At 65.3% G+C, this 25,154-nt stretch carries 26 protein-coding genes and 1 pseudogene; 14 read left to right on the top strand and 13 right to left on the bottom strand.

The window, feature by feature from the left end:
* The 3 genes and pseudogenes from GTP90_RS29370 to GTP90_RS29360 all read right to left on the bottom strand — a co-directional run.
* A pseudogene (locus GTP90_RS29370) lies at window positions 1-463 on the bottom strand (permease); the annotation flags it as partial.
* Window positions 460-720, bottom strand: coding sequence for a DUF2249 domain-containing protein (locus tag GTP90_RS29365; protein WP_161086831.1), 261 nt, complete (start codon window positions 718-720; stop codon window positions 460-462). The gene GTP90_RS29365 and the pseudogene GTP90_RS29370, both read right to left, overlap by 4 nt.
* A complete protein-coding gene (locus GTP90_RS29360; RefSeq protein WP_161086830.1) occupies window positions 717-1,178 on the bottom strand; it encodes a hemerythrin domain-containing protein in 462 nt (153 codons plus the stop codon). The genes GTP90_RS29365 and GTP90_RS29360 overlap by 4 nt, the downstream gene beginning before the upstream one ends.
* A gap of 147 nt (window positions 1,179-1,325) precedes the next feature.
* Between GTP90_RS29360 and ubiU the strand changes: the two genes are divergently transcribed.
* The 5 genes from ubiU to GTP90_RS29335 all read left to right on the top strand — a co-directional run bounded on the left by ubiU (window position 1,326) and on the right by GTP90_RS29335 (window position 4,368).
* The gene (ubiU, locus tag GTP90_RS29355; protein WP_161086829.1) at window positions 1,326-2,363 is read left to right on the top strand and encodes a ubiquinone anaerobic biosynthesis protein UbiU; all 1,038 of its coding nucleotides are present in this window, start codon (window positions 1,326-1,328) and stop codon (window positions 2,361-2,363) included.
* A 13-nt stretch (window positions 2,364-2,376) separates the two neighbouring features.
* The gene (locus tag GTP90_RS29350; protein ID WP_161086828.1) at window positions 2,377-3,279 is read left to right on the top strand and encodes a U32 family peptidase; all 903 of its coding nucleotides are present in this window, start codon (window positions 2,377-2,379) and stop codon (window positions 3,277-3,279) included.
* Window positions 3,276-3,773, top strand: coding sequence for a ubiquinone anaerobic biosynthesis accessory factor UbiT (ubiT, locus tag GTP90_RS29345; protein ID WP_308937323.1), 498 nt, complete (start codon window positions 3,276-3,278; stop codon window positions 3,771-3,773). Before GTP90_RS29350 ends, ubiT begins: the two co-directional genes overlap by 4 nt.
* Before the next feature lie 69 nt (window positions 3,774-3,842).
* A complete protein-coding gene (locus tag GTP90_RS29340; RefSeq protein WP_161086827.1) occupies window positions 3,843-4,097 on the top strand; it encodes a CopG family ribbon-helix-helix protein in 255 nt (84 codons plus the stop codon).
* Window positions 4,087-4,368, top strand: coding sequence for a type II toxin-antitoxin system RelE/ParE family toxin (locus tag GTP90_RS29335; RefSeq protein WP_161086826.1), 282 nt, complete (start codon window positions 4,087-4,089; stop codon window positions 4,366-4,368). The genes GTP90_RS29340 and GTP90_RS29335 overlap by 11 nt, the downstream gene beginning before the upstream one ends.
* A gap of 30 nt (window positions 4,369-4,398) precedes the next feature.
* Here the strand turns inward: GTP90_RS29335 and GTP90_RS29330 are convergent, their stop codons facing one another.
* The 3 genes from GTP90_RS29330 to GTP90_RS29320 are packed head-to-tail and all read right to left on the bottom strand — an operon-like array spanning window position 4,399 to window position 7,328.
* Window positions 4,399-5,106, bottom strand: coding sequence for an anaerobic ribonucleoside-triphosphate reductase activating protein (locus tag GTP90_RS29330; protein WP_161086825.1), 708 nt, complete (start codon window positions 5,104-5,106; stop codon window positions 4,399-4,401).
* Window position 5,107: 1 nt separating this feature from the next.
* Window positions 5,108-5,287, bottom strand: a complete 180-nt coding sequence (gene nrdD, locus GTP90_RS29325; RefSeq protein ID WP_161086824.1) for an anaerobic ribonucleoside-triphosphate reductase — start codon at window positions 5,285-5,287, stop codon at window positions 5,108-5,110.
* Between the two features lie 31 nt (window positions 5,288-5,318).
* Window positions 5,319-7,328 carry a ribonucleoside triphosphate reductase gene (locus GTP90_RS29320; protein WP_161086823.1) on the bottom strand — a complete coding sequence of 670 codons (2,010 nt, stop codon included), beginning with the start codon at window positions 7,326-7,328 and terminating at the stop codon, window positions 5,319-5,321.
* A gap of 206 nt (window positions 7,329-7,534) precedes the next feature.
* Between GTP90_RS29320 and GTP90_RS29315 the strand changes: the two genes are divergently transcribed.
* Together GTP90_RS29315 and GTP90_RS29310 are read left to right on the top strand one after the other, a co-directional pair.
* Entirely contained in the window at window positions 7,535-8,056 is a 522-nt protein-coding gene (locus GTP90_RS29315) for a hypothetical protein (protein WP_217432043.1), read from the top strand.
* Window positions 8,057-8,202: 146 nt separating this feature from the next.
* Window positions 8,203-9,030, top strand: a complete 828-nt coding sequence (locus GTP90_RS29310; protein WP_161086822.1) for an endonuclease/exonuclease/phosphatase family protein — start codon at window positions 8,203-8,205, stop codon at window positions 9,028-9,030.
* Between the two features lie 27 nt (window positions 9,031-9,057).
* On the opposite strand, the gene GTP90_RS29305 is transcribed toward GTP90_RS29310, so the two are convergent.
* The 7 genes from GTP90_RS29305 to GTP90_RS29275 form a co-directional block, all read right to left on the bottom strand.
* Window positions 9,058-10,560: a SulP family inorganic anion transporter gene (locus GTP90_RS29305; RefSeq protein ID WP_161086821.1), complete on the bottom strand. Its 1,503-nt coding sequence runs from the start codon at window positions 10,558-10,560 to the stop codon at window positions 9,058-9,060.
* A 69-nt stretch (window positions 10,561-10,629) separates the two neighbouring features.
* The gene (locus tag GTP90_RS29300) at window positions 10,630-12,657 is read right to left on the bottom strand and encodes a M13 family metallopeptidase (protein WP_161086820.1); all 2,028 of its coding nucleotides are present in this window, start codon (window positions 12,655-12,657) and stop codon (window positions 10,630-10,632) included.
* 73 nt (window positions 12,658-12,730) lie between these two features.
* A complete protein-coding gene (locus GTP90_RS29295; RefSeq protein ID WP_161086819.1) occupies window positions 12,731-13,309 on the bottom strand; it encodes an SCO family protein in 579 nt (192 codons plus the stop codon).
* Window positions 13,306-14,112 carry a formylglycine-generating enzyme family protein gene (locus tag GTP90_RS29290; RefSeq protein WP_161086818.1) on the bottom strand — a complete coding sequence of 269 codons (807 nt, stop codon included), beginning with the start codon at window positions 14,110-14,112 and terminating at the stop codon, window positions 13,306-13,308. The genes GTP90_RS29295 and GTP90_RS29290 overlap by 4 nt, the downstream gene beginning before the upstream one ends.
* The gene (gene nirK, locus GTP90_RS29285) at window positions 14,109-15,536 is read right to left on the bottom strand and encodes a copper-containing nitrite reductase (protein WP_161086817.1); all 1,428 of its coding nucleotides are present in this window, start codon (window positions 15,534-15,536) and stop codon (window positions 14,109-14,111) included. The genes GTP90_RS29290 and nirK overlap by 4 nt, the downstream gene beginning before the upstream one ends.
* Window positions 15,537-15,667: 131 nt before the next feature.
* Window positions 15,668-15,934 carry a DUF2249 domain-containing protein gene (locus GTP90_RS29280; protein ID WP_161086816.1) on the bottom strand — a complete coding sequence of 89 codons (267 nt, stop codon included), beginning with the start codon at window positions 15,932-15,934 and terminating at the stop codon, window positions 15,668-15,670.
* A gap of 57 nt (window positions 15,935-15,991) precedes the next feature.
* A complete protein-coding gene (locus tag GTP90_RS29275) occupies window positions 15,992-18,259 on the bottom strand; it encodes a nitric-oxide reductase large subunit (protein ID WP_161086815.1) in 2,268 nt (755 codons plus the stop codon).
* Between the two features lie 186 nt (window positions 18,260-18,445).
* Here GTP90_RS29275 and GTP90_RS29270 point away from each other — a divergent pair, with 186 nt between their 5' ends.
* The 7 genes from GTP90_RS29270 to GTP90_RS36690 form a co-directional block, all read left to right on the top strand.
* The gene (locus tag GTP90_RS29270; protein WP_161086814.1) at window positions 18,446-18,895 is read left to right on the top strand and encodes an RrF2 family transcriptional regulator; all 450 of its coding nucleotides are present in this window, start codon (window positions 18,446-18,448) and stop codon (window positions 18,893-18,895) included.
* 97 nt (window positions 18,896-18,992) lie between these two features.
* Window positions 18,993-20,261, top strand: a complete 1,269-nt coding sequence (locus GTP90_RS29265) for an MFS transporter (RefSeq protein ID WP_161086813.1) — start codon at window positions 18,993-18,995, stop codon at window positions 20,259-20,261.
* Window positions 20,262-20,286: 25 nt separating this feature from the next.
* On the top strand, window positions 20,287-21,672 hold the full coding sequence (locus GTP90_RS29260; protein WP_161086812.1) for a NarK family nitrate/nitrite MFS transporter: 1,386 nt from the start codon (window positions 20,287-20,289) through the stop codon (window positions 21,670-21,672).
* A gap of 13 nt (window positions 21,673-21,685) precedes the next feature.
* Window positions 21,686-23,104 carry an oxygen-independent coproporphyrinogen III oxidase gene (gene hemN / locus GTP90_RS29255; RefSeq protein ID WP_161086811.1) on the top strand — a complete coding sequence of 473 codons (1,419 nt, stop codon included), beginning with the start codon at window positions 21,686-21,688 and terminating at the stop codon, window positions 23,102-23,104.
* Window positions 23,105-23,115: 11 nt separating this feature from the next.
* Window positions 23,116-23,796: a Crp/Fnr family transcriptional regulator gene (locus tag GTP90_RS29250; protein WP_161086810.1), complete on the top strand. Its 681-nt coding sequence runs from the start codon at window positions 23,116-23,118 to the stop codon at window positions 23,794-23,796.
* A 9-nt stretch (window positions 23,797-23,805) separates the two neighbouring features.
* On the top strand, window positions 23,806-24,468 hold the full coding sequence (locus tag GTP90_RS29245; RefSeq protein WP_161086809.1) for a carbonic anhydrase: 663 nt from the start codon (window positions 23,806-23,808) through the stop codon (window positions 24,466-24,468).
* A 264-nt stretch (window positions 24,469-24,732) separates the two neighbouring features.
* On the top strand, window positions 24,733-25,154 hold a 422-nt coding region (locus tag GTP90_RS36690), incomplete at its 3' end, for a hypothetical protein (protein ID WP_217432042.1).

Raw genomic sequence — 25,154 nt, 5'->3', positions numbered from 1 at the left:
TGACCGCGCCGGCGCCGGGCGCGTGCTGGCGCCACATGCCGACCGTGCAGGCGCCCAGGAACAGCAGCAGTGTCGCCAGCAGCAGCGCCATCGCGCCGCGGAACAACCAGGTTTGCTCCAGCCAGAAGGCGGATGCCAGCAACAGCGTACCCGCGCACAGGCCGGCGTGCACGGCGGCGCCGACCGCGCCGGCGCGCGGCACGGTGATGCCGGCCACCACCGGCAGGATCTGCATCAGCGCGCCGATCATCGTCATGCTCAGGCAGCCGAGCACCATCAGGTGCGTCAGCGCCAGGGTGTGCGGCGACCACCGGCTCAGCAGCGCGTCCGGCCCCTGCCACGCCAGCAGCGCGGCCGCCAGCGCCGCGAACAGCGGGGCGCTGAGGAAGAAGCGCAGCGGCAGCGACAGCGGCGGATTGTCGTCGAACGACAGCGCGCGCCGGGGGGCGTCGAGGGGTTTCATGCGGAGGGCGCGTCCGGCACCAGCCAGATCAGCACTTCGAAGCGCAGGTCTTCCAGCTGCGTGGTGCGGTAGTCGTAGCCGTAGCGCTGCAGCACGCGGTACAGCGGGATGGGATTGCGGTCGATCAGCACGCGCAGGCGCTCGTCCGGACCCAGCGTGTCGAGCGCGTCGAGGATGCGCACCATCGGCTCCGGCGGCTCCATGCCGCCCACGTCCAGCAGGCGCGCGCTGCCTTCGTGCTCCAGCGCGGCGCTCATGCCGGGCTCCCGGCTTCGGCCAGCGCCAGGCTGTCCATGCTGGCGATGATGGCGTCGGCCTGGTCCACCAGCGCGCGGTCGGCGTGCGGGTAGAGGATGCCTTCTTCCTTCAGGTTATGCTGGTGCATCAGCACGCGCAGCGTGTCGGCGTTGTCGAAGAAGTCCTCGGCGTCGCGGCGGGTGAGGGCGGCGCTCATCTCGCACAGTGTGTCGCGCATGTGGCCGTGCTCGGCGCGCATGACGGCGGTCGGGCCGTAGGCATTGCCCATGGCGCGGTCCAGGCGCGGGAACAGGACGCGCTCTTCCTTGTCCAGGTGGAGCTCGAACATCCGCAGGAAGGCGGCGAAATCGTCCTCGGCCATGTCCCAGTCCTTGCGGGCGATGGCCGCTTCGGCCACGGCGTATTGCTCATCGCAGCGGCGGTGTTCGCGGTCCATGTAGGTGGCGATCTTGTTCATCTCGATTCCTTGGTTATGTGCTGTGGAGCATTGTCCCATTCGAGCAAGCTGAATTTCTTTGATTCACATCAAGGATTTTCAGGTTGACGGCGGGATACAGTTCGTTCGCCGTTTGGCCATGATTAATTACCCGTGCCTTTTCACCACATGAATCGAACCGACTCCCCCGTTTCCCCCGCCACGCGGCCCATCGAGCTGGTGTGCCCGGCCGGCAGCCTGCCGGCGCTCAAGTCGGCCGTCGACCTGGGCGCCGACTGCGTCTACCTGGGCTTCCGCGACGCCACCAATGCGCGCAATTTCGCCGGCCTCAATTTCGACGACGCCGCCATCGCCACCGGCATCGCCTACGCGCACGAGCGCGGCTGCAAGGTGCTGCTGGCGCTGAACACGTACCCGCAACCGGACGCCACCGACTTGTGGCGCACCGCCATCGACCGCGCCGCCGCGGCCGGCGTCGACGCCGTGATCCTGGCCGACCCCGGCCTGATGCGCTACGCCTGCGACCATCATCCGTCGCTGCGCCTGCACCTGTCTGTGCAGGGCTCGGCCACCAACGCCGAGGCCATCAACTTCTATCACAAGCACTTCGGCATCGCCCGCGCGGTGCTGCCGCGCGTGCTGTCGCTGGCCCAGGTGGAGCATGTGGTCAAGAACACCGAGGTCGAGATCGAAGTGTTCGGCTTCGGCAGCCTGTGCGTGATGGTCGAGGGGCGCTGCGCGCTGTCGTCCTACGTGACGGGCGAGTCGCCCAACACCCACGGCGTGTGCTCGCCGGCCAAGGCGGTGCGCTGGCAGCAGAATGCCAACGGCCTGGAGTCGCGCCTGAACGGCGTGATGATCGACCGCTACACGCCCACCGAGAACGCCAGCTATCCGACGCTGTGCAAGGGCCGCTTCGAGGTCGAGGACGAGACCTACTACGCGGTCGAGGAGCCGACCAGCCTGAACACGCTGGAACTGCTGCCGCAGCTGCTGGAGATGGGCGTGCGCGCGGTCAAGATCGAGGGCCGCCAGCGCAGCCCGGCCTATGTGGCGCAGGTCACGCGCGTGTGGCGCGAGGCGCTCGACCAGTGCCTGGGCAACGCCGCGCGCTACTCGGTCAAGCCGGGCTGGATGTCGGAACTGAATACCTTGGCGGAGGGGCAGCAGCACACGCTGGGCGCCTACCACCGCTCGTGGAAATGAAACTGGAGTCACAATGATGAAATTAGCCCTGGGGCCGCTGCTCTACTACTGGCCGCGCGCCCAAGTGATGGAATTCTACGAACAGATCGCCGAGACGCCGGTCGATATCGTCTACCTCGGCGAGACCGTGTGCTCGCGCCGCCACGAGCTGCGCGCCGCCGACTGGCTGGCCGTGGCCGCCATGCTGGCCGACCGCGGCAAGGAGGTGGTGCTGTCCTCGCTGGCGCTGATCGAGTCCAGCGCCGATTTCGGCGCCCAGCGCCGGCTGGCGGCCAACGGCCACTACCAGATCGAGGCCAACGACATGGGCGCGGTGCAGCTGGTGTCCGGGCAGGGCGGCTTCATCGCCGGTCCGCACCTGAACATTTATAACCCGCCAACGTTGCAGCTGATGCATGAGCTGGGCGCGCGGCGCTGGGTGATGCCGCTGGAGATGAGCCGCACCGGCCTGGGCCACATGCAGAACGGGCGTCCGGCCGGCATGGAGACTGAGGTGTTCGCCTTCGGCCGCATGCCGCTGGCGTTCTCGGCGCGCTGCTTCACGGCGCGCAACCGCAACCTGCCCAAGGACGATTGCCGCTTCAGCTGCATCGACCATCCGGACGGCCTGATGATGCGCACCCGCGAGAAGCAGGAGTTCCTGGTGCTGAGCGGCATCCAGAGCCAGTCCGCGCTGGTGTACAACCTGGTGGGCGAGATGGCAGAGATGAGCGCGATGGGCGTCGATGTGGCGCGGCTGAGCCCGCAATCGCAGCACATGCCGCAGATCATCGCGGCGTTTGACGCAGCGCGCGGCGGCGCCTCGCAGGCCACGCCGACCGCGCAGGCCATGGAAGCGCTGCTGCCGGCGGCCGCCTGCAACGGCTACTGGTACGGCAAACCCGGACTTGAATATCGCATGGAGGACGCAGCATGATGACTACCATAACCAATTCCCAGCAAGGCGGCGCGCGGCCATTGCCGGCGCCGCTGGCGGCGTTCGGTAGGCTGCTGCCGGCCTATCCTGGCGCGCTGCTGTGCGTGGCGGCGCTGAACCTGGTGCTGCGTCCGCACCTGCCTGAGGACGTGCGCGCCAGCCTGCGCGGCAAGCACATGCGCGTGAGCGTCAGCGATGCCGGCGTGGCGTTCGACTTCACCTGGCGCGACCAGGGCTTCGCGCCGATGCGCGCGGATGGCGTGCCGGACCTGGACATCGGCGCCTGCACCCGAGACTTCATCGCGCTGGCCCGCCGCGAGCAGGACCCGGACACGCTGTTCTTCTCGCGCCGCCTGTCGATGCAGGGCGACACGGAACTGGGTCTGCTGGTGAAGAACACGATGGACGCGATCGCGCTGCCGATGTCGGAACTGGGCAAGCAAGCCCTGACCCGCCTGTTCGACAGCCTGCCAGGCCGGCGCACGCGGGCTTAGTCCGGATCGCGTCGGCTTTGTGACTATAATACGTACACCGATTACGTTTTACATGGTCACTTTACTCCGATGAAAATCAAGAAACCAAGCACTGACAAGGCAATGACTGTTCGCCTCCCGGCAGATCTTGCCGGTCAGCTTGATAAGCTGATTCAGACGACCGGCCGCAACAAGAGCGCAATCACCGTGGCCGCACTCCGGCATTACCTGGAGACCGAGTCCTGGCAAATCCGGGACATCGAGGAGGGCATTGCGGAAGCGGATCGCGGTGAGTTCGCGAATGCCAGCGAAGTAAAGTCCTTCTTCGAAAAATATGGCGGTTAAATGGACCAGAACTGCGCTGGCCAATCTTGTTGCCATCGTGGAGTACATTGAGCAGGATAACGCCGAACGTGCACGGTCGTTTGTGCTGGAGATTCAGGCGAAGACAAACAGTTTGGCTCAATTCCCCAGCATGGGACGGCCCGGCCGAGTGGCCGGTACTCGCGAGTTGGTCATTCACTCCAACTACATTATTCCGTACAGAGTACGTGGGGACGTAGTCGAGATCCTGCGGGTGCAGCATGTGGCCCGGCGCTGGCCACGGCGGTTTTGAACCGAATGCCGGGCCAGCTGGCGTAGCGGCTTAGTGGTTGCGGCGTACGCTGAAACGGGGGAATAGTGGCTTGATACGTTCCAGCAGCTCTTCGCCCGGATAGCCGGCGACCGCGCTGGTCACCAGCGCGTCGTCCTGGCAGCCGGTGGGGCGGAACTCCTGCAGCACGTAATGCCCGACGCCCAGCGCGGACAAGGCCCGAGCCAGCGCAACCAGTTGCGTCGGCGGCAGTTGCGACGGATGCACGGTGGTGCGGCACTCGTACTCGACGCCGCTGGCCTGCACTGCGGCGATGCTGGTCCGCACCGGATCGCCGCTGCCCGCCACGCCCGTCACCACGGGATACAGCGAGAACGGCGCCTTGACGTCCAGCCCCACCCAATCCACCAGCGGCAGCACGCTGGCCAGCCGGTCCGGGTAGATGCCGGCCGTCTCCAGGCCGATGCGGAAGCCCAGCGCCCGCACCTGGGCGATGGCGTCGCCCAGCGCCGGGTCCATCGTGGCCTCGCCGCCGCAGAACACCACCGCGTCCAGCAAGCCCACGCGCCGCTTCAGCGCGGCCAGGATGCCGTCCCACGGCAGCGGACTGTCGCCGGTGCGCGGCTGCAGGTGCGGATTGTGGCAGTAGCCGCAGCGCCACGGACAGCCCTGCACGAATATCACGGCCGACAGGAGGCCTGGATATTCGGTGGCGCTGAACGGCGTGTAGCCGCCCACCTTGAGCGTGGCGCGTCCCATCTTAGCGGCCGGCGTTGATGGCGGCTTCGCTGAAGAATTTACGCTCGTGGAATTCCCCCTGCTTGCCGATGTTGAACGAGGCCAGCGGACGGTGGTAGCCCATCACGCGGGTCCAGATTTCGCAAGGCTGGCGTTCGGCGTTGTCGAGTTCGGCGATGGTGGCTTGAGGCAGATTGTTCATGTCGTTTCCTTGATTGAGGTGGGTTGAAAAATCAGGCAGTGGCGGCCTGTTTGCGCGCCAGCAGGTCGGCGTCGCACTTGGGGCAATACTGATGGCTGCCGTTCAGGTAGCCATGCTTGGGACAAATCGAGAACGTCGGCGTGATGGTGATGTACGGCAGGCCGAAGCGGCTCAGCGAACGGCGCACCAGCTGGCGGCAGGCGTCCGCGCTCGACAGCGCCTCGGTCATGTACAGGTGCAGCACGGTGCCGCCGGTGTACTTGCGCTGCAGCGCATCCTGCTGCTCCAGCGCCTCGAACGGATCGTCGGTGTAGCCGACCGGCAGCTGCGACGAGTTGGTGTAGTAGGGCATCTCCGCCGTGCCCGCCTGGCGGATGGCCGGGTAGCGCTTGCGGTCTTCCTTGGCGAAGCGGTAGGTCGTGCCCTCGGCCGGCGTGGCTTCCAGGTTGTACATGTGGCCGGTCTCGGCCTGGAACTCGACCATCCGCGCGCGCACGTGGTCCAGCAGGCGCAGCGCCAGCGCGCGGCCCCATTCGGTGGTGATGTCGTGCTCGCCGCTCGGGTCGAAGTTGCGCACCATCTCGTTGATGCCGTTCACGCCCAGCGTGGAGAAGTGGTTGCGCAGCGTGCCCAGGTAGCGCTTGGTGTACGGGAACAGACCGTTGTCCATGTGGCGCTGGATCACCTTGCGCTTGATCTCCAGGCTGTCGCGGCCCAGCTCCAGCAGGCGGTCCAGCGCGGCCAGCAGGCCGGCTTCGTCGCCGCGGTGCAGGTAGCCCAGGCGCGCGCAGTTGATCGTCACCACGCCCAGCGAGCCGGTCTGCTCGGCCGAACCGAACAGGCCGTTGCCGCGCTTGAGCAACTCGCGCAGGTCCAGCTGCAGGCGGCAGCACATCGACCGTATCATGTTCGGCTTGAGCTCGGAGTTGATGAAGTTCTGGAAGTAGGGCAGGCCGTAGCGCGCCGTCATCTCGAACAGGCGCTCGGCGTTCGGGCTGTCCCACACGAAGTCTTCGGTGATGTTGTAGGTCGGGATCGGGAAGGTGAAGGCGCGGCCCTTGGCGTCGCCCGCCATCATGATCTCGATGTAGGCCTGGTTGATCATGTCCATCTCGGCTTGCAGGTCGCCGTAGGCGAACGGCATTTCCACGCCGGCGATGTGGGGGATCTGCTCGCGCAGGTCTTCCGGGCAGACCCAGTCGAAGGTCAGGTTGGTGAACGGCGTCTGGGTGCCCCAGCGCGACGGCACGTTGAGGTTGTAGATCAGCTCCTGCATGTACTGCTTGACCTCGGGATAGCTCAGGCTATCCTTGCGGATGAACGGCGCCATGTAGGTGTCGAACGAGCTGAACGCCTGCGCGCCGGCCCATTCGTTCTGCAGCGTGCCGAGGAAGTTGACGATCTGGCCGATGGCGCTGGACATGTGGCGCGGCGGGCTCGATTCGACCTTGCCGGGCACGCCGTTCAGGCCCTCGTTGAGCAGCGTGCGCAGCGACCAGCCGGCGCAGTAGCCGGCCAGCATGTCGAGGTCGTGGATGTGGATGTCCGCTTCGCGGTGGGCGCGGCCCACTTCGGGCGGATAGACGTGGTTGAGCCAGTAATTGGCGATCACCTTGCCCGAGACGTTGAGGATCAGGCCGCCCAGCGAATAGCCCTGGTTGGCGTTGGCGTTGACGCGCCAGTCCTGGCGGTCCAGGTATTCGTTGATGGAGGCGGCGACGTCGACCAGCGAGTGGCGGTCCTGGCGCAGCTTGGCGTGCTGCTCGCGGTAGACCACATACGCGCGCAGGGTTTTGCGGTAGCCGGCGTCGTACAGCACGCGCTCGACGGTGTCCTGTGCCAGCTCGACCGTCAGCGCATCCTCGGGACTTAGCGACGACAGGTGCAGCAGCGTGCACTCGGTCAGCTGGGCGGCCTCGCGGGCGTCGAACTCGCCGCTGGCGCGGCCGGCCTTGAGCAGCGCGGCTTCGATCTTCTCCAGCGCGAAAGCCTGCTCGCTGCCGTCGCGTTTGGTGATCTGCGTATGAAACAATCCTTGCATGCTTTCTCCTTGATCCCATATCTAGTTGGTTTCGATAGGTTAGGCACTAGATATGGTGTCGTCAATCAAAGTCAGCGTGATTTTCAAATTCCATGATCTGGATTGCCCTTGTGGCAGTATTGATGAGCTTGTATCGTGTGGCGACAAACGACAGGGTCGCATCGACCATACTTGATCTAAACGACGGAATAGTTCGGGAATTAGAAATGATGAAGAATGCGCTAGCTTTGCTGGCTGTGATATCGGTGCCGGTGCTTGCACAAGATCACGCGCCGGTATCATCGATCACAACCGCCACCTGGGCGCAGTACAAGGACGAATATCAGCAAAGCCCGCTCTGTGCCAAGGACGAGATCACGTTGTGGACCTGCGAGACAGGCAAGCGGGTATATTCGCTGTGTTCGTCGCATGAGGTGACTCGCACGACCGGGTACATGCAGTACCGGGCTTTCGACCACGGCAAGCTCGCGTTGACGTACCCGGCTGAGAAGAGATCGCCGCTGGGAGTGTTTGTCTACAACTCCTACGGAAGCGGCGACGCATCGGTCGAGTTCACAAACAACGGTTACGGCTATACGCTGTTTGACGCGCTTAGAGGGGATTCGTCAATCCACGTGGTAGCGCCGTCTGGCAAACAGACTGAAATAAAATGCGGCGGCAATCAAACCCTTCAGCTCAATTACTCCATGCGGCTGATGTACGACTCAGGTGTCTGGGCAGGCAACTAAACAGAATGGGGTCAAGTCTGACATTCGGACACGAGCTCTGCTGTAGTGTCGCTTACAGCAGAGCTCGTGTCCGAATGTCAGACTTGACCCCAAGTGTTGCTTTGCGCCGGTGCTAGAATGCGGCTTCACTTTTCGAAGGGAGTTCCATGCGTCGCTTTGCCTTGCTCTTGCTCTTGCTCGCTCCGATGGCCTTTGCCCAGGTCGACCTGAATGTGGCCACCTACAATCTCCGCTACGACAATCCCGACGATGGCAAGAACGTCTGGCCGGCCCGCCGTGACGCGGTGCGCGCGCTGGTGCGCTACCACGAGTTCGATCTCTGGGGCACGCAGGAGGGCCTGGCCAATCAATTGAAGGATCTGGACGCGCTGGGCGATTTTGCGCGCGTCGGCGCCGGCCGCGACGATGGCCGGGACGCCGGCGAACACTCGGCCATCTTCTACCGGAGCGCGCGCTTCGCGCTGGAAGACCACGGCGACTTCTGGCTCAGCGCCACGCCCGAGAAGCCGTCGCTGGGCTGGGATGCGCGCTGCTGCAAGCGCATCGCGACCTGGGCGCGCCTGCGCGACAAACCCACCGGCCAGGTGTTCGTCGTCCTGAACGCGCATTTCGATCATGAAGGCGTTGTGGCGCGCCGCGAGTCGGCGCAGTTGCTGCTGCAACGCGGCCGCGCGCTGGCGGGGGCATTGCCATTGATCGTGATGGGCGACTTCAACAGCACCCCGGACAGCGAAGCCTACGCCACCATCGGCGCCGCGCTGCGCGATGCAAGGGGCATCAGCCAGACGCCCCCGTATGGACCGGTGGCGACGTTCAACGACTTCGACGTCACCAGGCCGGCGCGCGAGCGCATCGATTACATCTTCCTCAGCCCGCAGTGGCAGGTGCTGCGCTACGCCGTCCTGACCGACTCGGTCGACGCGCGCTACCCATCCGACCACTTCCCGGTCGTGACGCGCCTGCGCTTGCGTTGAGCTGGCTGGCGTGCTTCGCTTGGCCGCTTAGCCGAGCTTGTTGTCGGCGATGTGGTAGTGCGGATCCTCGAACTGGTTTACTTCGACCATTTGCTTGGCCCTGCCGAGAAGTTCCAGGCAGTCCGGGCTGAGGTGGCGCAGGTGCAGGGTCTTGCCGGCCTGCTGGTAGCGCGCCGCGACGGCGTCGATGGCCTCGATCGCGGAGTGATCGACCACGCGCGCATCCCGGAACTCGATGACGACATGCTGCGGGTCGCCATCGGGCGTGAAGAGTTCGGCGAAATTGGCGGTGGAGGCGAAGAACAGGCTGCCCTTCAGTTCGTAGACCCGCCAGCCCAGATCATCGGTGCGCACCCGCGCCGAAATCTGCTTGGCGTGCTGCCAGGCGAACACCAGCGCGGCAAACACCACGCCGCACAAGACCGCGACGGCCAGGTCGGTCAATACCGTGATGATCGTGACGCCGACCACGATCACCGCGTCCTGGCGCGGAATCTTGCGCAGCGTTTGAAGGCTGCCCCATTCAAACGTCTTTTCGCACACCACGAACATCAGCCCGACCAGGGCCGCCACCGGTATCATCTCGATCCAGTGCGACAGGAACAGGATGAAGGCCAGCAGGAAGACCGCCGCCACGATCCCGGACAGCCGCATGCGCGCGCCGTTGTTAATGTTGATCATGCTCTGGCCGATCATCGCGCAGCCTCCCATCGTGGCGAAGAAGCCGGCGACGAAGTTGGCGGCGCCCTGGGCCATCGATTCACGGTTGGGCTGGCCACGGGTGCCGGTCATGGCGTCGATCAGGTTCAGCGTCAGCAGTGATTCCATCAGGCCGATGGCGGCCAGGATCAGTGAATACGGCAGGATGATGGTGAGCGTTTCCAGCGTCAGCGGCACGGCCGGAATATGGAAGTGCGGCCATCCTCCGGCGATCGATCCCATGTCCCCCACGGTCTTGGTTTCGATACCCAGGCCCGCGACCAGCGCGGCCACCACCAGGATGGCGGCCAGGGCCGACGGGATCGCCGTCGTCAGTTTCGGCAGCAGGTAGATGATCGCCATGGTCAGCCCGATCAGTCCGGCCATGACCAACAACTGCCGCTGCGCCATCCAGGCGCCATCCATCTTGAAATGGCCGAACTGCGCCAGGAAAATCACGATGGCCAGGCCGTTGACGAAGCCCAGCATCACAGGATGCGGCACCATCCGTATGAACTTGCCCAGCCGGAGCGCGCCGAACAGCAGCTGGATGGCTCCCATCAGGATGACGCTCGCGAACAGGTATTCCTCGCCATGCTGGACGACGAGGCTCACCATCACCACGGCCAACGCTCCCGCCGCGCCCGAGATCATTCCGGGCCTGCCTCCGGTCAGCGAGGTGATGATGCAGATAAAGAAGGCTGCGTAGAGACCGGTCAGCGGGCTGACATGCGCGATCAGCGCGAAGGCGATGGCTTCCGGCACCAGCGCGAGCGCGACGGTCAGGCCGCTCAAGAAATCCGTCTTGATGGCCGCGGGGTTGTTCAACAAATTGTTCTCCTATGGATGTTCGCCATCCCCGCGCGAGCGGGAACGACGGGACATGGAGGCGCTACGCGCTTACCACATGATGACGCGCTGTTCCGGCGGCAGGTACATTGGATCGCCCGGCTTGATGCCGAACGCTTCGTAGAAGCCGGGCTGGTTCATCACCGTGCCCTTGGCGCGGAACTCGCCAGGCGAATGCGGATCGCTCTTGATCTGCGCGATCGCCGCCTCGGGACGCAGCTTGGCGCGCCATTTCATGGCGAAGCCGATGTACAGGCGCTGCTCGCCGGTCAGGCCGTCCAGCACCGGCGATGGCTTGCCGCCCAGCGAGCGCTGATACGCTTTATAAGTGATCGACAGGCCCGAGTTGTCGCCGATGTTCTCGCCCAGCGTCAGCTCGCCGTTGATGAAGTAGCCAGGCACCGGGCTGTAGGCGCCGTATTGCTTGACCAGGCCGGCCGCGCGCGCCTTGAAGGCGGTGCGGTCTTCCACGGTCCACCAGTTGCGCAGGCGGCCCTTGGCGTCGTACTGGCTGCCGGAGTCGTCGAAGGCGTGGCTGATCTCGTGGCCGAAGGTGATGCCCAGCAGGCCGTAGTTGACCGCGTCCTCGGCCTTCACGTTGAAGAACGGCGGCTGCAAAATCGCGGCCGGGATCGTGATCGCGTTCAGCGACGGGTTGTAGCTGGCGTTGACGGTTTGCGGCGTCATCGACCATTCCTCACGGTCCACCGTCTTGCCCAGTTTTTCCAGGTTGCGCGCCCGGCTCCACGCGCGCGCCGAGCGGACGTTGGCGACCAGGTCGTTCGGCTGGGTCTTCATGGCGCTGTAGTCGCGCCATTTTTCCGGATAGGCGATGTTCGGCTTCAGGGCCGCCAGCTTGAGCTGCGCTTCCTTCTTGGTCTCCGGGCCCATCCAGTCCAGCTTGTCGATGCCGTCCTTGAACGAGGCCACGAAGTTGTTGAACATGGCCATCACGCGCGGCTTGGTCTCCGGCGGCAGGTACCTCTGCACATACAGCTTGCCGACCGCGTCGCCCAGCGCGCCGTCGGTGAAGCGCAGCGCCAGTTGCCATTGCGGTTCGCTTTGCGGCACGCCGCGCAGCACCGTGCCCTCGAAGGCGAAGCGTTCCTTGACGGTGGCGCTGTCCAGGTAGGAGGCGTAGCTCTCGATGATGCGCCAGTTGAAGTAGCTCTTCCACGATGCCAGCGGCACGTTGGCCACGGCGTCGGCAAAGCCGGTCAGGAAGCTTGGCTGGCGCACCACGGCCGACGATTCCTTCGGCGCCAGGCCGGCCGCGCTGAAGTAGGCTGGCCAGTCGAAGGCCGGCGCCAGCGCGGCGAACTGGTCGAACGCCACGCGGTTGTAGGATTTGACCGGATCGCGCATCTGCACGCGGGTCCACTGCGCGGCGGCCAGGCGGGTCTCGACGTCGAGAACCTGGGCCGCGTGGGCGGCGGCTTCCTTGTCGCCGCTCATGGCCAGCATGGTTTCGATGTGCGCCAGGTACTTGGCGCGTACGCCTTTGAGCTTGGCGTCGTCGTCCTTGAGGTAGTAGTCGCGGTCGGGCAGGCCCAGGCCGGACTGGCTGACGTTGATCGTGTAGTGCTCGGGATCCTGTGCGTCCGGCGCGATGTGGGCCGAGAACGGCGTCTGGATGCCGCTGCGCTGCAGGTAGGCCAGCAGCGCCGGCAGGTCCTTCTTGTCGTTGAGCGCGGCCACGTGGGCCAGGTCGGACTGCAAGGGCTTGAAGCCGGCGGCGTTGCGCGCCTTGTCATTCATGAAACTGGTGTACAGGTCGGCGATCTTGTGCGCGTCGCTGCCCGGCTTGCCGGGATGCTTGACGGCCGCATCCATCAGCGTGCGCAGCTGGCCTTGCGCGGTTTCGCGCAGCTCGATGTAGGTACCCCAGGTCGATTTGTCGGCCGGGATGTCGGTGTTGCGGGTCCAGACTCCGTTGACGTAGCCGTAGAAGTCATCCTGGGGGCGGATGGCCGTGTCCAGGGATTTCAGGTCGATGCCGGACGCCTGTTGGGCATGCAGCAGCGGGGTGGAAAAGGCGAGCAGGGCGCAGCAGGCGGCGCTGACTAGCGTACGTTTCACGAAGGTTCCTTTGACGTGGGTTGGTCGGTGGGCGGGATTATACCCGCCGATCAGCCCCCGTAAGTAACCAACTTTACTTGATCAGCGCGGCCACCTGCTTGACGAACGCGGGGTCGGGATCGGCGTCGAGCCGGGTGGTGTCGACCTGCACGGTGCCGTTGGCGTCGAGCAGCGCGATGCGGGTGGTGTGGTTGATCTCGCCGCTTTCCAGCACGCGGTACTTGATGTTGAGCGTGGCGGCCAGCGCCCGGGTCTGGCTGTCGCTGCCGGCCGCCACCAGGCGGAACTGGGCCGGGTCGAGCTGGTGCATCATCAGCAGGCTGCTCAGCGAGGCCGGCGTGTCGTGTTTCGGGTCCAGGCTGATCATCAGCACGCGCACGCGCTTGCCGTCCGGTCCCAGCGCGGCCACGGTGCGCTTGAGCGTCTCGATGATGACCGGGCAGGCCGCGTGGCAGTCGCCGTAGAACATGGTGATCAGCACCGGCGTGCCGGCCATGTCGTGCAGGGCGAAGTGCTGGCCGGCGGCGTCGGTCAGCGTGGCGTCGAGGCGGTAGACGGAATTGCCGGGCAGCGCGGCGGCCGACCAGGCGTACATGGGGAGCAGCAGCGCGGCGGCCAGGGCGGCGCGGCGCAGGGGAGCGAGGTAGTTCATGGTCGTGATCCTTGTTCGTGAGGGGCGGGCTCGCGCACGCAGCGGAAGCCCAGGTTGGCGCCGTCCTGCCGCGCGTCCATCGCGGACAGCAGGGCCAGGCGCATCAGTACGGCGTAATTGCGGCGGTCGGCCAGCGACAGCGCGGCGCCGCCGCAGTAGTCGAGCAGTTTCTGGTCGCCGCTGGCGCGGCTGTCGGCATTGACGAACAGGCCGCTGTAGTCCTCGACCCATTCCCACACCAGCCCATGCAGGTCGTGGATGCCGTAGTAGTTGGCCTGGCCGGTTGCCACGCTGTGCGGCGGCTGCTTGCCGGCGTCGGCGTACCAGCCGAGGATGTGGGCCAGCCAGGCCGGGTCGTCGCGGGCGTCGGCGCGATGGTCGTCGGCGGCTGCCGCGAACTCCCATTCGTACCAGCGCGGCAGGCGGCCGCCTTCGGAGGCGCAATACGCCTGCGCGGCGAACCAGCCCACATGCACCACCGGCGCGTCGGCGGCCAGTGGTTTGAAATCGGTGGCGCCGCTCCAGCCGGACAGGTAGCTGGGCGCGGCCAGCAGCGCAGGCACCTGCCCGCGCTGCCATTCCGGCGCGTGTTGCACGAAGGCGGAGAATTCCGCGTTCGTCACCAGCCGGGTGCGCAGCAGATAGGGCGCCACGATCGCGGGCGACGCCACGCCATCGGCGGGCAGCACGCTGCGCAGCGTGCCGCCGGCGATGGCGCGGTAGTCGGCATCGCCGGCCATGCCGTCGCCGGCCAGCACGGCCAGCGTCAGCAGGACACTGCGGATCGCGGCGCGCCCGTTCATGGCTGGCGCGATTTGCGCATGTCGCGCACCTGGGCCGGCGTGACCGCAGGCGTACCCTTGTTCAGCTCGACACCGACGTAGTTGATCACGGCGGCGATGTCGTCATCGCTGAGGTCCTGCGGCGGCATCACGCCGTTGTAGTGCTCGCCATTGACGACGATCTCGCCATTGCGTCCGTTGAGCACGATGTGCGCCATTTCATACGGACGTTGCTGGAAGAAGTCGGAATTGGCCAGCGGCGGGAACACGCCGGCCACGCCCTTGCCGTCAGGCTGGTGGCAGGCCGAGCAGTTGCTGTCGTAGACGGCCTTGCCGCGCAGTTGCTGGGCGCGGTCGGCCACCACCGGAGCGGGCTTGGCGGCGGCTGGCTTGGCCGCTGCGGGGGCGGCGGCGGCCGCGCCGGCCAGCGGCTTCTTGATGCCCTTGCTGTAGATCTCAGGCCGGTCCGGGCCGCTCACCGCCAGCAGGCCGATGGCGCCCTTGTTGAAGGCGCGCGTGAGCGAGTGGTCGACCAGCGTCAGGTTGCCCGGCACGCGCGGCGTGAATTCGACGATGGTCGAGCCGCCGGCAGGCACCATGGTGGTCTGCACGTTTTCCTGGTAGTGGGTGCCGCCCTCGGTGTAGACGCGGTCGAAGATGGCGCCGATCACGTGGAAGCTGGAGGTGATGTTGGGGCCGCCGACGCCGAAGTACATCCGCACTTTCTCGTTGGCCTTGGCGGTCAGCGCGTTGGCGCCGGTCAGGGCGCCGTCCGCGCCGTTAAATACTACATAAGTAGGCTTTTCATCGATGGCCTTCTGCATGTCGAAGCCCTGCAGGCCGGGCGCGCGGTAGGCGCCGCTGGTGTAGAAGTCGCCCTGCATCACATAGTATTCGCGGTCGACCGGGGCCATGCCCTCCTTGGGTTCGACCAGGATCATGCCGTACATGCCGTTGGCCACGTGCATGCCGACCGGCGCGGTGGCGCAGTGGTACACGTACAGGCCGGAGGCCAGCGCCTTGAAGGTGAAGGTCGCTTCGTTGCCGGGGGCGATCAGGGTTTGCGCGGCGCCGCCGCCCGGGCCGGTCACGGCGTGCAGGTCGATATTGTGGGGCAGCTTGTTGTCGGGCAGGTTGAGCAGGTGGAGTTCGACGGTGTCGCCTTCGCGCACACGGATCATCTTGCCTGGCACGGTGCCGCCGAAGGTCCAGAAGGTGTAGCGGCTGCCGGGGGCGATTTCGCGCTCGACTTCCTCGACGGTCAGGTTCACCACAACCTTGGCCGGCGTCTTGCGGGTGATCGGCGGCGGCAGCAGCGGCGGGGCGAGCAGTTCTTGGGTGATGGTCGGCAGAGCGGTTTCGGACGGGGTGGCCGCTGTCACGTGGCTCATGGCGAGTACGGCGCTGGCAAGGCCGGCCGCTACCAGTTTCAATTGCGTTTTCATTTTTATGTCGCCTTGTAGTTGGTGGGTCGCACCCATGTCTGAGTGCGAGTCCATGCTATGGGAACAAAACGGAAATTTCTTTGACTTAGATTATGGAATTTCGGAAATACGACACAGTGCCTACCGGATGACTAGTGCGTAGTAACTAGAAAGTCGATCACCACGTGGCCGGCTTCGCGCGCCAGGTAGGCGGCCTGCACGCGCGGGCCGTAGCGGTGCTGGATCTGGGCCAGCAGCGGCAGCGGGTCGTGGTCGTTACAGAAGCGCATGATCTCGCCGGGGTGGAGCGAATCAAGCGCGCCGAAGATGGCGGCGTGGCGCAGGCGGCGGGCCACGCCACGGGCGTCGAACGGATAGATGCCGTCGGGGATGGTCGGCTGGGAACAATCGTGGGACATGGTGAAACTCCTTGTATGAGAAAGCAGGGCGCCCGGGGCGCCCCGCGGTAAAGTCGATCAGGCGCGGTCGGCGGCCACCGCCTCCAGGCGGGCGCGGCGTGCGGTCAGCAGGCGCCAGGCGAACAGCGCCAGGAACAGCGTGCCGATGGCGAACACCACGTCGCCCGGTACGCGCAGCCAGACCAGGGTCTCCATCAGCTTGGAGTGGATCACCTCAGGCGAGCGGGCGAACCACATGCCGGTGCTGACGCTGGCCCAGGCTTGATACAGGCCGGCAGGCACCAGCGAGATGAACACCATCATCGCCAGGCCGATGTTCAGGCACCAGAACATGGCCTTGAGCAGCGCGTCCGACCAGGCCATGCGCTCGCACAGGCCGCGCAGGCAGAACAGCAGCAGGCCGATGCCCAGCATGCCGTACACACCGAACAGCGCGGCGTGGCCGTGGGCCGCGGTCATGTTCAGGCCTTGCATGTAGTACAGCGCGATCGGGGTGTTGATCGAGAAGCCCAGCAGGCCGGCGCCGACGGTGTTCCAGAAGCCGACCGCGATGAAGCACAGGATCGACCACTTGTAGGTGCTGACCCATGGCGCGGCCTTCGAGCGCTGGTAGTTGCGCCAGGCTTCGACGCCGATCATCGACAGCGGCACCACTTCCAGCGCCGAGAACATGGCGCCGATGGCGATCACGAAGGTCGGCGTGCCGGTGAAGTACAGGTGGTGCAGCGTGCCCAGGATGCCGCCGAACAGGAACACGATGGTTTCCAGCACGATGGCGCTGTTGGCGGTCGCGGCGCGGATCAGGCCCAGGCGGGTGAACAGCAGTGCGATCACGGCGGTGGCGAACACTTCAAAGAAGCCTTCGACCCACAGGTGCACCAGCCACCAGCGCCAGTATTCGATCATCGAGTAGTGGGTGTGCTGGCCCCAGGTCAGCGAGGTGGCGTAGAAGCCGCCGATGCACAGCGCGGCCAGGAACACCATGACGATCAGGCCACGGCTTTCCGACTTCTTGACCAGCGCAGGCCACAGCGCGCGGCCCAGCAGCGTGACCCAGAACAGCAGGCCGATGAACAGCAGGATTTGCCAGATGCGGCCCATGCTGGTGAATTCCAGGCCCTGGTTGCCGATCCAGAAGGCGAAGGCGCTGCCCTTGTGTTGCAGCGAACCGAGCCAGCCCATGGCGGTCGAGCCAACCACGATGAACAGCAGCGCGTAGAACAGCACGTTCACGCCCAGTTTCTGGAACTTGGGCTCGTGGCCGGAGATGGCCGGTGCGATGTACAGGCCGGTGGCCAGCCAGGCGGTGGCGATCCACAGCACGGCGAACTGGGTGTGGATGGTGCGGCTGACCACGAACGGCAGGATCTGCGCCAGCGGGTAGCCGAAGAAGCTGTGGCCTTCGACCGCGTAGTGGGCGGTGATGACGCCCATGCCGACCTGGGCCAGGATCAGGCCGATGACGACGAAGAAGTATTTTTTGGTCGCCAACATCGATGGCGTAGGCTTCAGGTTGAACAGCGGATCGGTTTTCGGTGGAACAGGATCGGCTTCTTCCTTGGCGGCCGAGTGGAACATGACCATGGCGGCGATGGCGCCGATCATCAGGATGATGCTGGCGATCGACCAGATGCCGGCGCCGGCGCTTGGACGGTTGTCGATCAGCGGCTCATGCGGCCAGTTGCTGGTGTAGCTCAGGTCCACCGAGCCGGGACGGTCGGTGCCGGCGGCCCAGGCCGACCAGAACACGAAGGCCGGCAAGGCTTTCAGGTCGTCCGGATCGGGCAGCGAGTTGGCGTTCATCGCATATTGTTCGCGCAGATGGTCCAGCGCGCGGTTGTCGCCGAACAGGTCCATGTAATGGCGTGCCACTTCGCGCACGGCGGCGGCGCGGTCGACCGACAGCACGATGGTGTCGCGGCCCGAATCATAGGTGTTGCGGCGCATTTCTTCCTTCAGCCGCGCGTTCAGCGCCGCCTGGTTGGATTTGCTCAGGTCGTCGAAGTTGGCGCCGAAGTCGCGCTTGGCCCAGATCTGGCGCAGGGCCAGCGCTTCGCGGTGCAGCCAGTCGGCCGACCAGTCGGGGGCGACATAGCTGCCGTGGCCCCAGACGGTGCCCAGCTGCTGGCCACCGGCCGACAGCCAGGCCTGCTGGCCGCGGTCGACCTGGCCTTCGTCGAACAGCATGCTGCCGTCCGCGCTGATGATGTGTTTGGGGATGGGCGGCGCGGTCAGGTAGATTTCCGCACCCACCCAGCCGAGGACGGCGAAGGAGAGGGCGCAGATGACGGCGAGCCAGGTCCAGAGCTTGCGTGTGGCGTGCATGGCATGGTTCCTTATTGTTGGCTTGATGGGAGTGGTGCGCGAACCGGCAGGGACCGGATCGACAGGGCCGATTCTAGGCGCGCCGTTTAAACATGTATATTCGATTCCAGTTTTTCTTGATCCAAGTTATGAACAAATATTTTGGATGCATGAATAATGGCGCTGCCGTCTTCACTGGAGCTGACCATGCGCCTGACCGCCTTCACCGACTACACCCTGCGCACCCTGATTTACCTGGCTGGCCAGCACGACCGGCTGGTGACCATCGCCGAAATCGCCGAACGCCACGGCATGTCCAAGCACCACCTGACCAAGGTGGTGTATGAGCTGGGCCTGACCGGCGTGATCCGCACCGTGCGCGGGCGGCACGGCGGCATCACGCTGGCGCGCGCGCCTGAGGCGATCCGCATCGGCGAGGTGGTGCGGGCCAGCGAGCCGGACTTCCACATGGCCGATTGCTTCGACGCCCGCCGCGCCACCTGCGTGTATGCGGGCCGCTGCTGCGTGCAGGGCATGCTGGGCCGGGCCGTGGGCGCCTACCTGACGGCGCTGGACGCGGTCACGCTGGCCGACCTGACCTGTCCACCCGACGCCGGCGCCGCGCCCGGCGCCGCGGCCGGCCTGCTCCCGGCCTAGTTCTTTCGGACTAGGGCGCTAGCCTGATTGCCTTGCCGTTCTGGCCGTCCTGCCGATAGCCGGGCGCCGCCGCAACGCTTACGCTGATGCCATCCCCATGTCCGTCAGGAGATTGAAAGTGTCTAACAATAACAAAGCAGTACAGGTGCTGGTGAGCAGCACCGTATCGTTCACGATCTGTTTCGCGATCTGGATGATGTTCGCCGTGCTGGGCATCCCCATCAAGAAGATGCTCGGCCTGAATGAAACCGAATTCGGCCTGCTGGCCGCCATGCCCGTGCTGAGCGGCTCGCTGGTGCGTGTCCCGCTGGGCATCTGGTGCGACAAATACGGTGGCCGCATCGTGTTCTTCCTGCTGATGCTGGCCACCGTGCCGGCCATCTACCTGGTCGGCCTGGCCACCGCCTACTGGCAGTTCCTGGTGCTGGGCCTGTTCATCGGCCTGGCCGGCGGCTCGTTCTCGGTCGGCACGCCGTACGTGGCGCGCTGGTTCTCGCGTGAGCGGCGCGGCCTGGCGATGGGCATCTTCGGCGCTGGCAATTCCGGCTCGGCGCTGACCAAGTTCGTCGCCCCCGCCATCATCGCGGCCTGGGGCTGGCAAGCGCTGCCCACCGTGTACGCCATCGCCATGCTGGTCACGGCGCTGCTGTTCTGGGTGTTCTCGGCCACCGACCCGTCGCACCAGAGCGGCGCCAGCGTGCCGTTCTCGGAGCAGCTCAAAGTGCTGAAGGACCGCCGCGTATGGCGCTATTGCCAATATTACTCGGTGGTGTTCGGCGGCTACGTCGGCCTGGCGCTGTGGATGACCAAATACTACGTCGGCGAATACGGCTTCGACCTGCGCCTGGCCGCGCTGCTGGCCGCCTGCTTCTCGCTGCCGGGCGGCGTGCTGCGCGCGCTGGGCGGCTGGATCTCGGACCGCTACGGCGCCTACAAGGTCACCTGGTGGGTGATGTGGGTGTGCTGGATCTGCTTCTTCCTGCTGTCGTATCCGCCAACCGCGATGATCGTCAAGACCACCCACGGCGACCTGCAGCTGAGCCTGGCCCTGTCGCCATGGATGTTCACCGGCCTGCTGTTCATCGTCGGCACCGCCATGGCGATCGGCAAGGCCTCGGTCTTCAAATTCATCGGTGACGATTTCAGCGACAACATCGGCGCCGTGTCCGGCGTGGTCGGCCTGGCCGGCGGCCTGGGCGGCTTCGTGCTGCCGATCATGTTCGGCGCGCTGCTGGACCTGACCGGTGTGCGTTCAAGCGCCTTCATGCTGCTGTACGGCACCGTCTGCGTCTCGCTGGTCTGGATGCATTACTCGTTCCGCCCAACGGCGGCGCCGCAGCCGCTGGCCGGCGCGGCCGCCGCCTGAGCCCCAATTATTCAAGGAGAAAATAATGAGCAAATATATGATCAACACGTGGGAGCCTGAGAGCCCCACGTTCTGGGGCAGCGGCGGCAGCAGCACCGCCAACCGCAACCTGTGGATTTCGATTCCCGCGCTGGCGCTGGCCTTCGCGGTGTGGATGGTGTGGAGCGTGGTGGTGGTCAACCTGCCCGCCATCGGCTTCCAGTACAGCACCAACCAGCTGTTCTGGCTGACGGCCTTGCCCGGCCTGTCCGGCGCCACGCTGCGGATCTTCTATTCCTTCATGGTGCCGATCTTCGGCGGCCGCAAGTGGACCACCATTTCCACCGCCTCGCTGCTGATCCCGGCCATCGGCATCGGCTTCGCGGTGCAGGACGTCACCACCGGCTACCCGACCATGCTGGCGCTGGCGCTGCTGTGCGGCTTCGGCGGCGGCAACTTCGCCTCGTCGATGGCCAACATCAGCTTCTTCTTCCCTAAAGCCCAGAAGGGCTATGCGCTGGGCATGAACGCCGGCCTGGGCAACCTGGGCGTGTCGGTGGTGCAGTTCGTCGTGCCGCTGGTGATCACCGCCAGCGTGTTCGGCGCCATCGGCGGCGACGCGCAGACCGCCACCAAGGCTGGCCACACCACCACCATGTGGTTGCAGAACGCCGGCTTCATCTGGGTGCCGTTCATCACCGTCAGCAGCCTGCTGGCATGGTTCGGCATGAACGACCTGGCCTCGGCCAAGGCTTCGTTCGCCGACCAGGCCGTGATCTTCAAGCGCAAGCACAACTGGCTGATGTGCTGGCTCTACACCGGCACCTTCGGCTCGTTCATCGGCTACTCGGCCGGCTTCCCGCTGCTGATCAAGACCCAGTTCCCCGATGTCAATCCGCTGCAATACGCCTTCCTCGGCCCCCTGGTCGGCGCGCTGGCCCGTGTCGTGGGCGGCATCATCTCCGACAAGCTGGGCGGCGCCCGCGTGACCGTCTGGACCTTCGCGGCCATGATCGCCGCCGTGTATGGCGTCATCACCTTCCTGCCGCATGGCGGCACGGGCGGCAACTTCACCGGCTTCTTCTGGATGTTCATGCTGCTGTTCGCCGGCACCGGCGTCGGCAATGCCTCGACCTTCCGCATGATCCCCGTGATCTTCCTGACCGAACGTCAACGCGCCGCAGCAGGCCAGCCTGCCGCCGTGCAGCAGCAAGCCATCATCGACGCCAACAAGGAAGGCGCAGCCGTGCTGGGCTTCACCTCGGCCGTGGCCGCCTACGGCGCCTTCTTCATTCCAAAGAGCTACGGTACCTCGATCGCCATGACCGGCGGTCCCGACGCCGCCCTGTGGTGCTTCATCGCGTTCTATGTCAGCTGCATCGCCATCACCTGGTGGTGCTACGCCCGCAAGAACGCGGCCATGCCTTGCTAATCGGAGTTAAACCATGCCATCCGCCAGAGTGATCGCCCTGACCCCTTCCGTTGAATTCGACGCCGCGCTGGTGCGCAAGTTGAACCAGATGGGGCCGCGCTACACCTCCTACCCGACGGCCGACCGCTTCGGCGGCGGCTTCGGCGCGGAGCAGTACCGCGCCGCCGTCGCCAGCGTCGATCCGGCCGTGCCGATGTCGCTGTACGTGCATATCCCGTTCTGCGCGTCGCTGTGCTACTACTGCGGCTGCAACAAGATCATCACGCAGGACAAGGAAAAGGCGGTCGAGTACCTGGACTACCTGTACCGCGAGATCGCGTTGCAGGCGGGCCTGTTGTCCGGCCACCGGCGCGTGGACCAGCTGCACTTTGGCGGCGGCACGCCGACCTACCTGAGCGACGAGCAGATGAGCGAATTGCTGGCCAAGCTGCGCGGGCATTTCGAGTTCGCGCCGGACGAGGAGGGCGAGTTTTCCATCGAGGTCGATCCGCGCACGGTCACGCCAGAGCGCATCGCCACCTTGCGGCGCCAGGGCTTCAACCGGGTCAGCCTGGGCATCCAGGACTTCGATCCGGCGGTGCAGCAGGCGGTCAACCGCATCCAGTCGTATGAGGAAACGATGGCTGTGCTGCAGGCCGCGCGCGACTGTGGCTTCCGCTCGATCAGCGTGGACCTGATCTACGGCCTGCCGCTGCAAAGCGTGGCCAGCTTCGGGCCGACGCTGGACAAGATCGTGGCCGCCCGGCCGGACCGCATCGCGGTCTACAACTACGCGCACATGCCGCAGCTGTTCAAGTCGCAGCGGCTCATTTCCAGCGACGACCTGCCGGACCCGGACACCAAGCTGGCCATGCTGGGCCTGTGCATCGAGCGGCTGACGGAAGCGGGCTATGTCTACATCGGCATGGACCACTTCGCGCTGCCGGACGACGACCTGGCGCGCAGCCAGCGCGAAGGCAAGTTGCAGCGCAACTTCCAGGGCTATTCCACGCACGCGGACGCGCCGATGGTGGCGCTGGGCGTGTCGGCCATCAGCGCGGTGGGCGCCAGCTACAGCCAGAACGAGAAGGTGCTGTCGGCCTACTACGAGCGTCTGGACAAGGGCGAGCTGCCGATCTCACGCGGCATCGTGCTGACCGAGGACGACATGCTGCGCCGGGCCGTGATCGGCCAGCTGATGTGCGATTTCGAGCTGGACTACGCCAGCCTGGCGCTGCCCGAAGGCGTCAGCGCGGCCGAGTATTTCGCGCCCGAGCTGGAGCGCCTGAAGCCGCTGGAGGACGAAGGACTGCTGTGCATCGGCAGCAAGGGCTTGCGCGTGAAGATGCGTGGGCGCCTGTTGATACGCAATATCTGCATGGCGTTCGACCGCTACCTGCACGCGCCGCCAGTCGAAGGGCCGCAGCCGCTGCGGTATTCGCGAACCATTTGAGGGCTACGGCCATGGAAAAGAACAAAATCAAGGTACAAGCCTTCCTGGCCCGGGTGCCGCTGTTTAACTCGATGGGCGCCGAGGAGCTGGCGCGCATCGCGCTTGGCACCACCGAGGTGCGGGTGGAGCGGGGCGACACCATCTTCCAGCGCGGCGATCCGTGCATCGGCTTTCACCAGGTGGTGTATGGCCAGGTCAAGCTGGCGTTCACCTCGCTGGCGGGCTGCGAGAAGGTGATCGAGCTGATCGGCCCCGGCCAGAGCTTCGGCGAGGCGCTGATGTTCATGGGCAGCCCCTACATCGTCTCGGCCACGGCCACCGAGGACACACTGCTGCTGCACGTGGCCAAGCCGGCCATCTACCGCGAGATCCACAACGATCCCGAATTCGCCTGCAAGATGCTGGCCGGCCTGAGCCAGCGCATGCACAGCCTGATGTGCGACATGGAGTCGTTCTCGCTGCGCTCCGGCACCCAGCGCGTGGCGGGCTATCTGCTCAAGGAACTGCCGGAGGAAGAGGGCGGCCAACTGACGCTGCCGGCCACCAAGGCCGTGCTGGCCTCGCGCCTGAACCTGACGCCCGAACATTTCTCGCGCATCCTGGCCGACCTGAGCACGCAGCATATGATCACCTTTAAGGGCCGCAAGGTCCAGGTGCTTGACGTAACGGCGCTGCGCCGCTGCGCGGCCTGAGGGACTATCATGGAAGACATCGAAAAATTCATCAGCGGCTTTGGCCGCTTTCAACAGCAGTATTTCAACAACAGCGACAGCCCTTACGGCACCTTGCGTACGGGCCAGCGCCCGCGCACGCTGCTGATCGGCTGCTGCGATTCGCGGGTCGATCCGGTGCTGCTGACTGGCAGCGATCCGGGCGACATTTTCGTGGTGCGCAATATCGCCAACCTGGTGCCGCCGTGCACGCCGACCGCGTCGGCCGGTGTCAGTTCGGCGATCGAGTTCGCCGTGTGCGAATTGGAAGTGGAGCGGGTGATCGTGCTGGGCCATGCCGGCTGCGGCGGCATCCGCGCGTTGCTGGCGCCGCGTCCGGCGCAGCGCGAGACCGATTTCGTCGGCCAGTGGATGCGCATCGCCCAGCCGGTGGCCGAGCGCGTGCGGCGCGACCTGGCGCATCACAGCAGCGCCGAGCAGCACCACGCTTGCGAGCAAGCCAGCATCCTGCTGTCGCTGGACAATCTGCTGACCTATCCGTGGCTGCAGCGCCGCGTCGACGAGGGCAAGCTCAAGCTGCACGGCTGGTACTTCGACCTGCAGAGCGGCGCGTTGATGGCCTACTCGCCACGCCGCCAGCAATTCCTGCCGCTGGTGTGCCCGCTGAACGCGCGCGACGCGAGGGCTGCCTGAGCGCGATCTACGCGGAGCCGCGTAGACGAGCGCAAGCTGAAGCTGCAGGGTTAGTACTTGGACCCGCAGGGGGAGCCCTTTTTTACGATCAGTCTAATTTGTCTGAAACGAGGCGAGTTCGGTCTAAACGGGTCCAGAATCGCCGGCACGTCGGATTTTTTAGACTGAACTCGACTTTCGCAGGAAACTCATAGACCGAATTAGTCCGTCGCCCACGGTAGATTAGACCGTCTTGGACATTGTGGAGTCGGTGGTAGACCGCTGTTGCTGCAGATTTTCAAAGCGCGCTCGGCACTCGGCGGCGCGGATCCAATAGTCATCGCCGGGGAAACGCAGCCATACAAAGCGCCATGCGTTGCGTCCTTTGGCTTGGCGATTGGCAAACAACTGAGTATTTTTACCATCGCCGCCGCTCATTCTCATCAGTCGCCGCCATCCATTCTCATTGAGCGCCGCCACCTATTCTCACTGACCGCCGCTACTCGTTCTCGTGTGGCTCCGCCAACGCTCAGCCTGAGCGGCGGTCATCACTTTCGAGATAGCGAAGGACTGCAAACGCCTGCGGATTCAATCTGTCATCGCAACACATCTTTCAAATTGCTGAGCCGGCGTTTGGAAGTGCAGCGTCTTCCTGGGACGTTCGTTCAGCCTTCTGGCCACCTCATCGAGACTGTCCTGCGAGTAGG

It is taken from the genome of Duganella vulcania, from assembly GCF_009857655.1.
Lineage (GTDB): Bacteria > Pseudomonadota > Gammaproteobacteria > Burkholderiales > Burkholderiaceae_D > Rugamonas > Rugamonas vulcania.
This window is presented reverse-complemented; position numbering and strand designations above follow the sequence as displayed.